Consider the following 14,156-nt stretch of genomic DNA (forward strand, 5'->3'; position numbering starts at 1 on the left):
TGTCGGGGTCCTGTCCAGGGAGCTCCATCCCTTGCTGGGGCGGCCAGTCAGTTGTCAGTGCGGGATGCGCCAGGGCGGGATGCGGAACCGGGGCGGAGGTAGTCCCGGAGCAACGGGAACTCCGTGCGCACGTGGGCGTCCAGTTCCGCGATGAACCTGGGCGTAAAGTAGAGCCGCAGCAACGGATCCAGCACCCGGCCGATCCCCGGCCATCCGGCGCTGATCGTGTGGCGCACCGACACTCCGCCCGGTGCCGGGGTGAATTCCAGGGACAGGCGGGCAGGTAGGGGCACGATCTTCCGGAAGCGCCACACGAGCCTGCGGCCCGGTTCGACCGCTTCCACCACTCCCCGCAGGCGCAACCGGCGCCGGCCGACGAACTCGTCCATGACCACCGCGTCTCCTACCCCGGCGACGGCCCGCCCCAGCACGTGGAGCTGAAGGTGGGTGCCCGGCCACCAGTTCCTGTACCGCTCATCGGTGCAGGCCAGCATGAAGTCGGTGACGTCCCGGCCCGTCAATCCCGCGACGTCGACTCTCGATTCGGTCACCAGCATCGGCGCAACCTGTACCGCCGTGCAGCCGGGAGCCCCCGCGCGGGGGCTGCCAGGTCCGGGTTGTCAGAGGAAAGTCCCATGGGCCAACGCTACGCACCGCGCAGGCAAGGTCAAGAGCCTCCTCTAGCGGCAGCGGAAAGATTCCACACTGCGTTGCGGGGCACTTTGCGTCGGTGTAGCTTGGCGGGATGCTGAGCATTGGCTCGATCGTGATCCGCGTTGATGACCTCCAGGCCCAGATGGCCTTTTGGCAGGCTGCCCTGGGCTTCGAACCCCGGCATGATCCCGGGGACGACTTCGTCATTCTGCAGCCCCCGGGCGGCGCGGGCACCTGCATCTCGCTGAACCGCGTGCCGTCCTCGGTCCACCTTCCGCCGCGCATCCACCTGGACCTTTACACCGAGGACCAGAGCGGCGAGGTGCAGCGTCTCCTGAGCCTGGGCGCTACCCGCGTTGAGTGGAGCAAACGGCCAGCGGACGCGGACTACGTGATCATGGCCGATCCGGAGGGCAACCGCTTCTGCGTCATCGATACCGCCGGCCCCGGCGACCCCTGACCGGCGGCTCCGAGACGAGCACATAGCGTCACACATAAACGCTCACCAGCGCACAGGTGTGCCACAAAAATCATTGACTTGCACCGTTGCGTACTGTTAGAACTGATCGGAAAGCGGTTTCCGACTTATCCCCAACCACCAACCATCCCGGACCACGGGTCGGATTCTGTCGATATTTTGAAACGATACAAGTGCGATGTGAAGCAGCCCTCGACGCTGGTTAGCCACGCGCCTTTGAAGGAGACGGACAATGACGACCGAAGCAATACTCAACTGGCTCGACGGCGACGCTCCCGCGGAGCTCTCCGGCGGCACCACCTGGGGCATGCCCTTCGCCCGGGGCTCGCTGGCCGGCGTCGGCGGACTCTCCCTCTCGGACGCCGAAGGGAGGCCGGTCACCTCGCAGGCCTGGCCGCTCGCAACGTGGCCGGACGGCTCGCTGAAGTGGGCCGGCGTTGCCCTGCCGGCAACCGACGCACCCTCCGCGCACTACCGGGTAATGTCCGACGGCGGCGCCTCGCCGGAGGCCGGGCCATCACCGGAGGCTGCACCCGTCCAGGAGATCACCGTGTCGGAAACCGAAGACTCCATCACTATCTCCACCGGCACGCTGGAAATGGTCATCAACCGAACCGGCTCATCCCTGTTCGCCACCCTCTCCCGCGGCGGCACCGTGGTGGCCCGCGACGGCAAACTGGTCAGCCTGCTCCAGGACGGTGTCCCGGCCGGCCCCGGCAGCGTCAGCCGGGAGGCGTTCACCGGTGAGGTGACCGCCGTCGTGCTTGAACAAAGCGGTCCGGTCCGCGCGGTGGTGCGGCTGGAAGGCTCGCACCGGCCGGACAGCCACAGCGGTGACGGGCGCAGCTGGCTGCCGTTCGTGGTCCGGTTCTACTTTTACGCCGGAGCCCGCAGCGTGCGGATGGTCCACTCCTTCATCTGGGACGGCGATGCCGAGCGCGATTTCCTGGCGGGACTCGGCGTCCGGTTCACGGCGCCGCTCGAGGGCCCGCTGCACGACAGGCATGTGCGCATCGCAGGGGCCGACGGCGGTTTCCTCACCGAGGCGGTGCGCGGCCTGACCGGCCTGCGCCGCGACCCGGGCGAGGCCGTCCGCCGCGCCCAGATCGAGGGACGGGCCACCCCACCGCTGGAGGAGTGGAGCGAACTGGTCTCCCGCCGGCTGCACCTGATCCCGGCCTGGAACGACTACACCCTGACCCAGCTGAGCGCCGACGGCTTCGAGCTCCGCAAGCGGACCGGCGAGGGCCACGGCTGGGTGGGAATCTCCGGCGGCACGCGGGCTGCAGGGTTCTGTTCACTCAGCACTCCCGGCGGCGGCTTCGGCATCGGGGTCCGCAACTTCTGGCAATCCCACCCCGGCCAGCTGGACATCCGCGGCGCCGCCACATCCGAGGCAGAGGTGACGGCGTGGCTGTACTCCCCCGAGGCCCAGCCCATGGACCTGCGGTTCTACCACGACGGGCTGGGGCAGGACACGTTCGAGGAACAGCTCGAGGGCCTGGAAATCACCTACGAGGACTACGAACCGGGATTCGGCACTCCCCGCGGCATCGCCCGCACCCACGAACTGACTCTGTTCGCCTACGACTCCACTCCTGACACCCGCGCCCTCGCCGCCGATGTGGAGGCCTCCTCCACGCCGCCCCTGCTGCAGGCCGCCCCGGAGTACCTGCACTCGGCCGGCGTGTTCGGCGACTGGTCCCCCGTGGACCGCAGCACACCGGAGCGGGCCGGGCTGGAAGACAAGCTGGACTTCCTCTTCGATTTCTACACCGGCCAGGTGGAGCAGCGCCGCTGGTACGGATTCTGGAACTACGGCGACGTGATGCACACCTACGACTCCGACCGGCACGTCTGGCGCTACGACGTGGGCGGATACGCCTGGGACAACTCGGAGCTCTCCCCCGACCTGTGGCTCTGGTACATGTACCTGCGGTCCGGGCCGGCGGACGTGTTCCGTTTTGCCGAGGCCATGACCCGCCACACCGGCGAAGTGGACGTCTACCACCTCGGCGAGTGGCGCGGCCTGGGCTCCCGGCACAACGTCCAGCACTGGGGCTGCAGCGCCAAGCAGCTGCGGATCAGCACGCCCGCCTACCGCCGGTTCTACTACTACCTGACGGCCGACGAACGCACCGGCGACCTGCTCGCCGAACTCGTGGACAGCGACCAGAACTTCCTGGGCCTGGACCCCACCCGCAAGGTGCGCCCGGACATCGCCACGTACCGGCCGGACCGCAGCGCGCTGGCCGTAGGCCTGGGAACCGACTGGGGATCGCTGGCCGCCACCTGGCTGACCGACTGGGAACGCACCGGCAACCCGCGCTCCCGGGACCGCCTGCTGGGCACGATGGCGGACATTGGCGCCCTGAAATACGGTTTCCTCACGGGCGAAGCGCTGTACGACCTGGACAAAGGAAGGTTCGACGCCGGCCGCGATGCGATCAGCGTTTCGCACCTGAGTGCGGTGTTCGGCTTGGTGGAGATCTGCAGCGAACTGGTCAGCCTGGTGCCGGATGCCGCGTTTGAACGCGCGTGGCTGCAGTACTGCCGGCTGTTCCTGGCCTCGGAAGAGGAGCAGGCCGCCGAGGTGGGCCGGCCACTGGAGGGCATCCACCTGACCCAGGCCCACAGCCGGCTCTCCGCCTACGCGGCCGCGCGGCTGGGTGACGCTGAATTGGCCGCGCAGGCCTGGGACAGCTTTGCGGAGGGCGGCGAAAACCTCAACCACCAGGAGGCGTTCATGCTGCGGAAGATCCAACCGCCGTACGTCCTCGCGCCCGTGGACGAGGCCCTGACGGTGTCCACCAACGACGCCGCGCAGTTCGGCCTGGCGGTGATCCAGAACCTGGCCCTGATCGGCGGACACCTTCCGGCGCTCCAGCAGGTGCGCTAGGCGGCAGCCCAGGGCTGGGTTTCGGTCCGGATGTTCTTCCCCGAGTCCACGGACTGCTGGATGGTGAGGGCAAGGTACTGGTCCTGGCAGGCTTCCGCCAGGCTGTAGACCTCCGGGCCGCCGTGAACGTAACCGGCCATGCCTTGCAGCAGGGCTGCGACGGAAAGTTCGTCGTCGGCGAGCCGGGCGGGCAGGAACGGGTTCCGGTAGAGCCAGTTCCCGCCCTCCACCAGGCCCCGGAGAAACAGGCCTTCGTGGTTGCCCGCCTGCCCGGCGTCGATCCGCCGGATTTCGCTGCGCAGGGGCGTGCGGAAGTCCTCCACGTAGCGCAGCTCGGTGTCGCGGAGTTCGCCGCGGTCGCCCCGGACCAGCACGTGCGGAGAACGTATCCAGGAGCGGTACTGATCCGTGGTGAAGTCGAAGACGCCCAGCCTGCCGCCGAAGTCCAGGCGCGCGGACACGTGGGCCTCGTCGATCAACCGGTCTTCTTCCGGGTCCCCGGAGCGGTCGGGTCCGGCCTGCATCCGTGAGCGGAACTCGTGGGCGGTCACCTCGGCGTTTTCGAAACCGATCCCCAGCAGCCGCCTGAGCACGCTGACCCCGTGATATCCGTGGCAGACCGAGGCACAGGCCTCCGTGACGCTGCCCAGTCGGCCCGAGCGGGCGATGGCGATCTGTGCCGAGAGCAGCGGCTCCAGATGATATTGCTCGGCAACCTGGATCCGTGCCCCTTCCTCCACCAGCCGGTGCAGGGACAGGAGCCCCTCAAGATCCGGCGCCGGCGGGGTCTCCGTCAGCACGGGAAGACCGTGCGAGGCGGCATCAGCGATGACTCCCGGCGCGGCGCCCGCATTGACGGATACAACCGCGAAGTCCGGCGTTGTTTCTTCAAGGAGGGCCGCCAGAGTGGGATACGCCGGGACGCCCCACTCCGCTTCCACCGCTGCCCTGCTTTCCTCCCGCCGGGCCACCACGCCACAGACCCGGAAGAGGTGCGGAAGCGCCCGGGCTACACGGAGGAAGAAGCCTGCCCGGTAGCCCCCGCCGATGACGGCGAAGTCAGTTGGCGGCGTGGCGCTCCCGCGGGCCGGAACGTGGTCTCCATGAGAAAGCGGTTTCATGCGTTCAGTCTGCCCGTCCTGCGGCGGTCAAACCAGCCCCCCCTTCCGAAAGGCGGGACGACGGCGCCGCGCCAGTGCCGTCGTCGTCCGCTCAGCTCCCGTCAGCCGGGTCAACGGCTGAGGTGCCGCCACCCGGGCCGGCGTCCGACCCCGCCACAACCACAATCGCTCCGATCAGCAGCGCGGCGTTGGCCCAAAATATACCCAGCACACCCAGTGGTGCTGCCGCGGCACCCATCGCGACCGGCAGCGAAATCTGCGCGAACCGGTTGACTGTCAGCCGGAGGCCAAGGGCTGCCCCGTGGTGGTTGGCGTGCGTCAGCGAGGTAACCCATGCCATGGTGAGGGGCTGGGGTATGCCCAGCCCCAGGCCGAGGCCCACCATCACGGCAACGGCACCGTAGAGTCCGGTCAGGGGCAGGGCGAGCAGTCCTGCGGCTGCCGCCGCGATGGAAACGAGCAGCAGCGCTTTCCGCCCGAACCGGGCAATGAGCCGCATAAGGCCCAGCCTGCTAAGGACGGAAACGGCGGCGCGGAGCGCCAGCAGGACTCCGACAGCGGTGGCATCGATATTCTGCTCCGTGGCCCAGACCGGCACAAAGGCGTACATCAGGTCAACGGTGACCAGCACGGCGCCGCTGACCGCGAGGGACCGCCACATTCCGGGGGTCTTCAGGACTCCGCCGATCTTTGCCGGCTGGGTATTGACAGTGTGGCGCTTCCTGCGGAGTGCTCCGTCCGTGCGCCGCAGGAAGAAGTAGGCGGGTGCGCCCAGCAGGGTGAAGCCAAGGCAGACCAGCAGGCCCAGGGTGGTGTCCGGAGCAGCCCCGCCGCCGGTTCCGAGCGATGCCGCAACCGTCGCCGCGGGCGGGCCGATTAGCTGGCCGATCGAGGCCGCCGCCGTCAGGGTCCCGAATGCGCCCTCCGTCGAGCCCTTGGCGCTCACATGCGCCACGAACGTCTGCTGTCCCACCATCACCAGGAGGTTCCCTAAGCCGATGAACGCGCTTGCCACCAGGAGGAATGGCAGCCCCGGCACGGCAAAAAGCATGGCTGTGCCGGCTGCTGCCGAGATCAGGCCGATGAACGCCATGCCGGTTCCGCCCCGGCGATCGGAAATCCGGCCCGCCGGCAGCGCTACGAGAAGGGCGGGCAGGGCGAACGTGGAGGCGAGGAGTCCCAGGAACACGGGATCGGCGCCGAGGGCAAGGGCACGGTAGCCGATCATCAAGCGGACACCCACCCATGCCGCCTGTGAAAGGACGGCCTGGGCACTCAGTGCGGTACGCCATGGCATCGCGCTCACGCCGGAACGGGGATTTCGGCGGTGCCGCCGAACAACCGGGTCAGGTCATCGATGCTGTCCCGGGCGGCCTTGTACCTGACAGGATCCAGGTGGAACACGGCCAGTTGGAGTGCATAGGCCAGCGCCACGGGAACCAGCTGGGTGCGGTACTCGGGGTCGTCGCCCAGCCTGGCGGTGATGACGTGGTCCGGGCTGGGACGGAACCGGTACCCGGGCACGTCGGTGATCACGATGCTTTTCCCTCCCCTGCGGGCAGCCTCGGAGTTCAGCGCGGCGAGCTGGCGGGGAGCCTCCCGCAGGGCAAAGGAAATCAGCGTGCTGTCTTCGTCGAAGCTGACGAAACGTTCCGCCAGGTCCTTGGGGGTCGGGCTCAGCGCCACCGCGGTAAGCCCGAGCCGCCTGAGGCGCCGCGCCAGCAGCTCGAGCGTAGACCTCTCATCAGGGTTGGAAAACAGGTAGACAGTCTTCGTCGCGTGCAGTATCCGTGCAGCAGTTTCCAGGTCCGCCTGCGGCACGAACTGCGGCAACCGCTGCAGGGCCCGGATTTCGTCCGCGATGAAGGCTGCGAGATCATGCCCGGACTCACCGCGCATGATGGTCCCGCCGGCCTGGAGCGCTTCCTCATCCCGTCGCATATCGCCGCGCAGCTCCGGATAGCCGCGGTATCCGAGTTTCTTCGCCAGCCGGACCACAGTGGACTCATGCGTCTTCGCGCGCTCGGCCACTTCGGCGGCCGTGATCCCGGACATCCCGTCCCCCAGCAGCACGTTCATGACGCGCTCTTCCGACGCGCTGAGCTGGACCGTACTGCTGGCTATGACCGCTTTGAAACCCATGCTTGTTACCGTCTCATGAACATGCAATCTTGCGCAAGATTGCATGTTCGGCGGCCATTACCGTACCGGAGCGGGTTCGGCACCGGCTGATTCGGCACCGGCTGATTCGGCACCGGCTCGTTCGACGGCGGCATCCGCCGCAGGTGCCCCGCCCGCCGTCGTGCCCTCCGCCGTCGTCCTTTCCTCCGCTTCCCCGGCGAAGGCACGGAGCATGGCTTCGCGGTCGAACTGGCCTTCCCATTTGGCCACCACGAACGTGGCCACGCAGTTCCCCAGCAGGTTCACAGAGACGCGCATGGAGTCCATGAGGCGGTCGGCCCCCAGGAGCAGGGCCACGCCGGCCACCGGGAAGATGCCCAGGGCGGCCGCGGTGGCGGAGAGCGCCAGGAAGGCCGAACCCGGGACGCCAGCCATGCCCTTGGAGGTCAGCATGAGGATGCCGAGGGCGGCAAGTTGCTGGCCAAGGTCCAGGTTGTGACCGAAGGCCTGGGCCAGGAACAGCAGGGAGATGGACAGGTACAGCGCGGCCCCGTCCAGGTTGAAGGAGTAACCCGTGGGCACCACCAGTCCCGTGGTGGCCCGGGAGCAGCCGGCGTTGGTCAGCTTGGTCATGATGCGCGGCAGGACGGACTCGGTGGACGCCGTGCCCAGCGCCAGCAGGAATTCTTCGCGGCTGTACTTGATGAATTGCCACAGCGGCACGCGCGGATACACCCAGGCCACCACGAACAGCAGTCCGATGAAGATGATGGCCGCACCGTAGCAGGCAGCGATCAGCAGAGCGTACGTGCCCAGCGAGCCGAGGCCGTACTGGCCGATGATGAAGGCCATGGCGCCGAACGCGCCCACCGGGGCAACGCGCATCACCCAGCCCATGATCTTGAAGAACAGCTCCAGCACGGTCTCCAGGAGGGTCACCACTGGCAGGCAGCGTTCCCGGCCCACCACCACGATGGCCGCGCCAAAGAACACCGAGAAGCAGAGCACCTGCAGGAGGCTGTTGGAGGCGAAGGCGCCCACCACGCTGGTGGGGATGATGCCCAGCAGGAATGCGCCGGCGTCCTTGGGCGGGGCCGTGCCGGTCTTGGCGTTGAGGGCGTCCTGGGACAGGGTGCTCGGGTCGATGTTCAGGCCCGCGCCGGGCTGGACAATGTTGCCCACCACCAGGCCGAATACCAGGGCGAAGAGCGTGGCGCCGGTGAAGTACAGCAGCGCCTTCACGCCCACCCGGCCCACGGCCTTGACGTCACCCACGGCCGAGATGCCCGTGACGATCACCAGGAAGATCAGCGGAGCGATGATCATCTTGATCAGCTGGATAAAACCGTCCCCCAGCGGCCGCAGGGCCGAGCCGAGTTCCGGCCAGAAGTGGCCAATCCCGATGCCCAGGCACACGGCCACGAGGATCTGGAAGAAGAGGGATTTATAAAGGGGCTTCTTCAGCGGTGCACTGCTTGCCTCGGGCACCAGGGGCGAGGGGAGTTTCATCAGGGCTGCCAATCAACGGGGGAAAGGCGCGCTGGACGCCTTCAGGTCATAGGCAACGCTAGGGACCCCGTGTTTCCGGAATGCTAAATCCGTACTGCGGAATTGTTTAACCGCAGAATGGAATCTGCCGCCGGTTCTGGCGGTGCGGCCCTACACCTGGTCATCCCAGGTGCCAGCGCCCTCCGCGGCATCCTCCGGCTTGCGTTCCGCGTCCGGCTCGCCGCTGCCGACGTACGACGCCGGAACGGTGCCTCCCGCCTGCGTCTGCTGTTCTTCGCGGATGTTCTTCGCCGCGCCAGCACCGGGACGGGGCTGCTGCTGATCGGCGGCGTCCGGATCGCCCGGGCCGATCAGGTGTGCGGGGTCGGTTGCAGCTTCCTGGGGGTCAGTCATGATGGCGCCTTTCGTTGGTCCTGGACTCGGTTCTCCCTGCCGGTTTCAAACGCCGGCCGGCACTGCCAGCCTATGGTTCCTCATGACACTGCAGCGACTAATCCGGATATACAATGTCCAGAATTTGGTCCGGTTTTCCCCGTAAAATCGCGGAAAATAGGTGTGCAACGGCACTGGCGCTTGGCCGGAAGCGGGCGGACGATTGTACTACCGGGCTACGAAATGACGTCATCGGACGGGCCCGGAGTCAAGCCCCCCCGTCGAGACCGGGCGTGCTGTTTGAAACCGGATGGAACTGGTTGCCGCGCCACCAGCAAGTGATGCCGCGGCTTACTCGTCCTGCCCGAAAATGTTCCACTCGCATCCTTTTGAGGAGCAAAAGAAATGTCCACAACTACCCCAACTAAATCCCGCCCCTTCGGAACCCGATTTGCATTGATTTCGGCTGTTTCGCTGGGTCTTATTGGCGGACCTGTTGCACTGGCTGTGCCTGCTGACGCCTCGACGTCGCTACGCGGCTGTACCGTTGACCCGCTGAAGCCAACGGACGAACGGAACAACAGGGCGGACTTCAGAATTCGCGTCGATTGCAACGGCAAGAAGACCGTCGAAATCCGTCAGAGGCGCTTTGAGCAGGACAATCGGCGTCACGACGAGCTCCTGGGGCGCACCACCTTCACGGAGCGTTTCGACAGGAATGACGGCCGCATCACCATCCACAGCAGGGACAAGGTCGACAAGGACAAGGGCCGTGACCGCGTGTACCAGGAAGTCTCCTTCCGGGTGAAGAGCGGCAACAACTGGTCCGACTGGACCCGCTGGGAGAAGAGCGACGTCGCCGTCATCCGCTGACCGCTCCGTCGTCTGATCCGTACCGAGCCAGGGGCGCCATGCCCCTGGCTCTTCCGTTCCAACCAAATCCGTTTCAACTGGATCCGTGTCAACCAAAGGAGACGCCGTGAGCACACGAGCGGAAAAACAGATTCTGGTCAACGTGCCGGTGAGCGAGGCCTACAAGCAATGGACCAGGTTCGAGGACTTCCCACGATTTATGAGCGGGGTGGAGAGCGTCACCCAGCTCAGTGAGGAGCGCCTGAAATGGGCGGCCCGCATCGCCGGAGTCCGCCGGGAATGGGAAGCCAGCATCCTGGAGCAAGTGCCAAACCGCCGGGTGGCCTGGGCAGCTACCGCAGGTGCCACCAACTCCGGCGCCGTGGAGTTCGACGACGCCGGGAGCGGCAGGACCTCGGTCAGGCTCACCCTGGAATACCAGCCCGAAGGCTTTGTTGAGAAGGTGGGCACCCTGCTCCACATAGTGGGCCGCCAGGCGGAGCACGACCTCAAGAAGTTCAAGCAGTTCATCGAACACGAAGGCCACGGGACAGGTACTTGGCGGGTACCGGTTCCCGGCAGCGCGCAGGCCGGCGACGGCCCGGAGTACAACCGGTTCGCGCATCCGTTCGATCAGACCAACGGGCTGGTGGACTTCGAGGGAGAGTCCGACGAGACATCAGAGGGCGAAAACCACAGCGCCGCCGAACGCCTACGGGAGCAGCACCGCCACGACGGCCACCTTCCGCCGATGGGAGGCGGCCTCGGACAGCACTGAACCGGCGCAAAGCACCGCCCGCATCCTCACGATGCGGGCGGCACTTGGTTCCGCCGTCGGCGGCTGTTCAGCGTCCGGCTGTATTACTTATCGCCCTACTTATCGGCGCCGACGTAGGTGACTGACGGCATCGCCGGAGTTTCCATTCCCTCGCCAATGAAGAAGCTCGGGTGCGGGGGCTGGTTGTAGGCCACGTTTTCACGGGCCACACCCGTGCGGTACATCGGATCATGCATCAGGGTGCGGAGGCGCACCTCGGTGGGTGACGTGGTGGTGTAGATCCGCAGTTCGGTGCTGTCGCCGGATGGGAAGGCCAGTTCCTCGCGCCAGTCACCCAGCAGGTCAGCCTGAAGGGACGGGTTGCCCTTGGTGGTGTTGTTGCTCCGCGCACCCGTGGCGGTCAGGAGCCGATCACTCGTCTCCGTTTCCCAGTTCCACTTGGAGATGGTGGGCACGCCGACGGACGTTGCGGCGTCATAGTCGTGGTCCACGATTTCGCGCAGCGGGTCGCCGTCCCACCAGGCCAGGAAGTTGGCGGCCGGGATGTTCTCCGCGATCAGTTCACCCTTCGCAGACATCAACTGCCCCACCGGCGAATTCCAGGCGGCACTGCCACCGATCGCCCAGCCTTCGGCGCCGGCATAACGGGGGTCGATATCGCCCGCAGCTCCGCGTCCGGTGTCCTTGATGGCCGGGATGCTCCACAGGACTTCACCCGTGGCGGCGTCACGGAAGGTGGCACCCCGGTTGCCGCTCTGGCTCATGCTTTCGTGCACGGCGAAGGTTTCCAGGCCGGGCCGGGACGGGTCCAGGTCGCCCGTGTGGATGGCGTCTCCGTGGCCCAGCTTGGTGTTGTACAGCGGCTGGCCGTTGTCATCGATGGTCATGGAGCCGAAGACGAACTCGTCCTTGCCGTCCTGGTCCACGTCAGCCACGGACAGGTTGTGGTTTCCCTGGCCCTTGTATTCAGCGCCGGCGACGTCGGAATCGAACTTCCAGCGCTGCACCAGCTTGCCGTTGACCAGGTCATAGGTGACCAGGACCGTCCGGGTGTAGTAGCCCCGGCTGAACATCATGGACGGGTGCTCGCCGTCCAAGTACGCCACCGCGCCGAGGAAACGGTCCACGCGGTTGCCGTAGCCGTCGCCCCACGCGGCCACGGAACCGCGCGGCGGGTCGTAGTTGACGGTGTCCAAGATGGTTCCGCTGGCGCCGTTGAAGACAGTCAGGAATTCAGGCCCGGAGAGGACATAGCCGGCGGCATTGCGGTAGTCCGCCGCCGGATCGCCGATCACGGTACCGGATCCGTCCGTGGTGCCGTCTGCGGTCTTCATCGACAGCTCGGCCTTGCCGTCGCCGTCAAAGTCGTAGGCGAGCAGCTGGGTGTAGTGGGCGCCCGCCCGGATGTTGTGGCCCAAATCAATGCGCCACAGCTTGGTGCCGTCCATCTTGTAGGCGTCCACGTAGACGTTGCCCGTGTAGCCGGACTGCGAGTTGTCCTTGGCGTTGGACGGCGCCCACGTCTGGATGATCTCGTATTTGCCGTCTCCGTCCAGGTCGGCCACGCTGGCGTCGTTGGCGGAGTAGGTATAGGGCTTGCCGTCCTTGGTGACGCCGCCGGCCGGCTTGTCCAGCTTGATGGCCAGGTAGTTCTGCGCCATCGGAGTGAACTCCTCGGTGAGCTGGTTCCGCCCGTCACCGTTGCCGACTGCCTTGATGACGTACTTGGAGGACGCAGTCCCCTCCGGATCCACGTACATGGTGGCGTTCCGGATGGGATCCACTGTGAGCTGCACACCGTCGCGGATCACATGGAAACCGATGCTGTCCCGGTCCAGGCCCAGCATCCGCCAGCTGAGCGTGACGCCCTGGTCGGTGAGGACCGCCACGGGCGCACGGTCCAGGTTTTCCACCTCGCGCTTAAGTGCGGACTGGCCTGACTTGGCCGCCTGCTGGGCCGCCTGGCCGGGATTGGCCTGGCCGGCATTCACGTGCGCCGGATCCGCCTGGGTTGGATCGGCTTGGGTTGGATCGGCTTGGGCTAGCGGGATGCCGGTGAAGACAAGGGCAGCGGCCGCCAGGGTTGCCGCAGCCGCCACGGGTGCCGCCTTTCGGAACCGGCCGTTCTGGCGGGGAAGGGAACATTTCGCGGGGTATGCCAAAGAACATCTCCTTTGATGCTGAAGGCAGCTAAGTCTGCCGTCAATCGGTGTTTGTATCGTTTCATTTCTGCGCTGGCCCCCACCCGGGGACGATTCCGGGAGGGGGTAGGGCAGCAAAGAAAGCGCTTTCCGCACCTAACATTTACCAGGGTGTGACTGGATCGGTCAAGAACTTTACGGTGGAAAGTGGGAGAAAATGTTTCGTTCCGTTTGCTTGTGACCGAGTGGGAACCACTGTCAGCGGCCGGCCCTTGACACCCTCATCCTGTTCAGGCACAAGTCCAGCCCGGCCGGTACCTCGGCGAATTAGTTGGACGGCGAAGGACTCATTGGAGATTCGGATTCCGTCGGAGTCACGGTGACTGTTGCCGTCGTCGTTTCCGTAACGGTTGGCGTTGAGGTTCCGGTGACCGTCGACGTCGAAGTTCCGGTCGGCGTCGGGGTGGCCGTTCCGGAGGAACCACCCTCCGCCTTGTCCAGGACTTCGTTGACCAGGTCTTCCAGCTCCTTCTGGTCGGCGTCGCCCAGGTTCGCCCCGCCCTTGGTGGCCACCACCAGGAGGCGGCCCTGCGCCGCGGAAACCTGCATCAGCATGTCCGAAGCGTTGCCGCCCCGGGTGCTGACCGTCGCGAACGTCTCCTCGCCGTTGGTGTCGGCATTCAACTCCTTGCTGGCCACGTCATAACGCTGCCCCAGCACTGAGAGCGTGAATTTGGCGCACTGGTCCATCTTGCCGCTTACATCCTTGAGCAGGCCGGCGGCGTCGGGCCCTTCGCTTCCCGACTGGGCGGACAACGTGCGCGGCTGCGAGCCCTCGGAGATGGCAATGGCAACGTCACCGCTTTCAACCTTGTCCAGCAACCCGGCCGTGGCGATCCCCTTGCAGCCGGCAGGGTCGGTGGTGGCGGCGCTCATCAGCAGGTTTGCGATGTTACTGCCCTGCGCCACCTGGTCCTTGGAGTAGAGCTTGAGTTCATTGCCGTCCTTATCGGTCCGGCCGGAGATCAGGTCGCGTAGTTCGTCTTCACTGTAAACCTTGGCCTGCGCCGCGCTGGTGGTTGCGCTGGCAGTGGGTGAAGGGCTTTGGCCTCCGCCGCCTGTACATCCGGCCAAAGCCAGCATCGCCGCCGCCGCAACACCAAGGACTGGAAATTTCTTCATGGGAACCACCTCTTCAGATAGCAAGCATGCTTATGGTTCATAGGGTACT

At 66.2% G+C, this 14,156-nt stretch carries 12 protein-coding genes; 4 read left to right on the plus strand and 8 right to left on the minus strand.

Annotated elements, in window-relative coordinates:
- Positions 1–47: 47 nt before the first annotated feature.
- Entirely contained in the window at positions 48–551 is a 504-nt protein-coding gene (locus tag ACFVWT_RS11290; RefSeq protein ID WP_390247906.1) for a hypothetical protein, read from the minus strand.
- Between the two features lie 194 nt (positions 552–745).
- On the opposite strand from ACFVWT_RS11290, the gene ACFVWT_RS11295 reads away from it, so the two are divergent.
- Together ACFVWT_RS11295 and ACFVWT_RS11300 are read left to right on the plus strand one after the other, a co-directional pair.
- Positions 746–1,114: a VOC family protein gene (locus tag ACFVWT_RS11295; protein ID WP_390247907.1), complete on the plus strand. Its 369-nt coding sequence runs from the start codon at positions 746–748 to the stop codon at positions 1,112–1,114.
- A gap of 250 nt (positions 1,115–1,364) precedes the next feature.
- Positions 1,365–4,031: a Tat pathway signal sequence domain protein gene (locus ACFVWT_RS11300; RefSeq protein ID WP_390247908.1), complete on the plus strand. Its 2,667-nt coding sequence runs from the start codon at positions 1,365–1,367 to the stop codon at positions 4,029–4,031.
- On the opposite strand, the gene ACFVWT_RS11305 is transcribed toward ACFVWT_RS11300, so the two are convergent.
- The 5 genes from ACFVWT_RS11305 to ACFVWT_RS11325 form a co-directional block, all read right to left on the minus strand.
- On the minus strand, positions 4,028–5,152 hold the full coding sequence (locus ACFVWT_RS11305; RefSeq protein ID WP_390247909.1) for a Gfo/Idh/MocA family protein: 1,125 nt from the start codon (positions 5,150–5,152) through the stop codon (positions 4,028–4,030). The two genes, ACFVWT_RS11300 and ACFVWT_RS11305, sit on opposite strands and share 4 nt — an antisense overlap.
- Positions 5,153–5,243: 91 nt before the next feature.
- Positions 5,244–6,449 carry an MFS transporter gene (locus tag ACFVWT_RS11310; RefSeq protein ID WP_390248189.1) on the minus strand — a complete coding sequence of 402 codons (1,206 nt, stop codon included), beginning with the start codon at positions 6,447–6,449 and terminating at the stop codon, positions 5,244–5,246.
- 5 nt (positions 6,450–6,454) lie between these two features.
- The gene (locus ACFVWT_RS11315; protein ID WP_390247910.1) at positions 6,455–7,294 is read right to left on the minus strand and encodes a MurR/RpiR family transcriptional regulator; all 840 of its coding nucleotides are present in this window, start codon (positions 7,292–7,294) and stop codon (positions 6,455–6,457) included.
- Between the two features lie 57 nt (positions 7,295–7,351).
- Positions 7,352–8,782 (minus strand): cation:dicarboxylate symporter family transporter, encoded by a 1,431-nt coding sequence (locus ACFVWT_RS11320; RefSeq protein ID WP_390247911.1) that lies wholly within the window; start codon positions 8,780–8,782, stop codon positions 7,352–7,354.
- 150 nt (positions 8,783–8,932) lie between these two features.
- Complete coding sequence (locus ACFVWT_RS11325; protein WP_390247912.1) at positions 8,933–9,175, minus strand: hypothetical protein; 243 nt, start codon at positions 9,173–9,175, stop codon at positions 8,933–8,935.
- A 384-nt stretch (positions 9,176–9,559) separates the two neighbouring features.
- Here ACFVWT_RS11325 and ACFVWT_RS11330 point away from each other — a divergent pair, with 384 nt between their 5' ends.
- A complete protein-coding gene (locus ACFVWT_RS11330; RefSeq protein ID WP_390247913.1) occupies positions 9,560–10,027 on the plus strand; it encodes a hypothetical protein in 468 nt (155 codons plus the stop codon).
- Between the two features lie 106 nt (positions 10,028–10,133).
- Positions 10,134–10,784: an SRPBCC family protein gene (locus ACFVWT_RS11335; RefSeq protein ID WP_390247914.1), complete on the plus strand. Its 651-nt coding sequence runs from the start codon at positions 10,134–10,136 to the stop codon at positions 10,782–10,784.
- A 95-nt stretch (positions 10,785–10,879) separates the two neighbouring features.
- Here ACFVWT_RS11335 and ACFVWT_RS11340 read toward each other — a convergent pair whose 3' ends face one another.
- Both ACFVWT_RS11340 and ACFVWT_RS11345 read right to left on the minus strand, forming a co-directional pair.
- Entirely contained in the window at positions 10,880–12,946 is a 2,067-nt protein-coding gene (locus ACFVWT_RS11340; protein WP_390247915.1) for a rhamnogalacturonan lyase, read from the minus strand.
- A gap of 306 nt (positions 12,947–13,252) precedes the next feature.
- On the minus strand, positions 13,253–14,107 hold the full coding sequence (locus ACFVWT_RS11345; RefSeq protein ID WP_390247916.1) for a hypothetical protein: 855 nt from the start codon (positions 14,105–14,107) through the stop codon (positions 13,253–13,255).
- Positions 14,108–14,156 lie beyond the last annotated feature (49 nt).

Source organism: Arthrobacter sp. NPDC058288 (genome assembly GCF_042880995.1).
Classification (GTDB): domain Bacteria; phylum Actinomycetota; class Actinomycetes; order Actinomycetales; family Micrococcaceae; genus Arthrobacter.

Coding starts and splice junctions, on each gene's coding strand:
- ACFVWT_RS11295 (WP_390247907.1), top strand. CDS start 746: ATGCTGAGCATTGGCTCGATCGTGATCCGCGTTGATGACCTCCAGGCC.
- ACFVWT_RS11300 (WP_390247908.1), top strand. CDS start 1,365: ATGACGACCGAAGCAATACTCAACTGGCTCGACGGCGACGCTCCCGCG.
- ACFVWT_RS11305 (WP_390247909.1), bottom strand. CDS start 5,152: ATGAAACCGCTTTCTCATGGAGACCACGTTCCGGCCCGCGGGAGCGCC.
- ACFVWT_RS11310 (WP_390248189.1), bottom strand. CDS start 6,449: ATGCCATGGCGTACCGCACTGAGTGCCCAGGCCGTCCTTTCACAGGCG.
- ACFVWT_RS11315 (WP_390247910.1), bottom strand. CDS start 7,294: ATGGGTTTCAAAGCGGTCATAGCCAGCAGTACGGTCCAGCTCAGCGCG.
- ACFVWT_RS11320 (WP_390247911.1), bottom strand. CDS start 8,782: ATGAAACTCCCCTCGCCCCTGGTGCCCGAGGCAAGCAGTGCACCGCTG.
- ACFVWT_RS11325 (WP_390247912.1), bottom strand. CDS start 9,175: ATGACTGACCCCCAGGAAGCTGCAACCGACCCCGCACACCTGATCGGC.
- ACFVWT_RS11330 (WP_390247913.1), top strand. CDS start 9,560: ATGTCCACAACTACCCCAACTAAATCCCGCCCCTTCGGAACCCGATTT.
- ACFVWT_RS11345 (WP_390247916.1), bottom strand. CDS start 14,107: ATGAAGAAATTTCCAGTCCTTGGTGTTGCGGCGGCGGCGATGCTGGCT.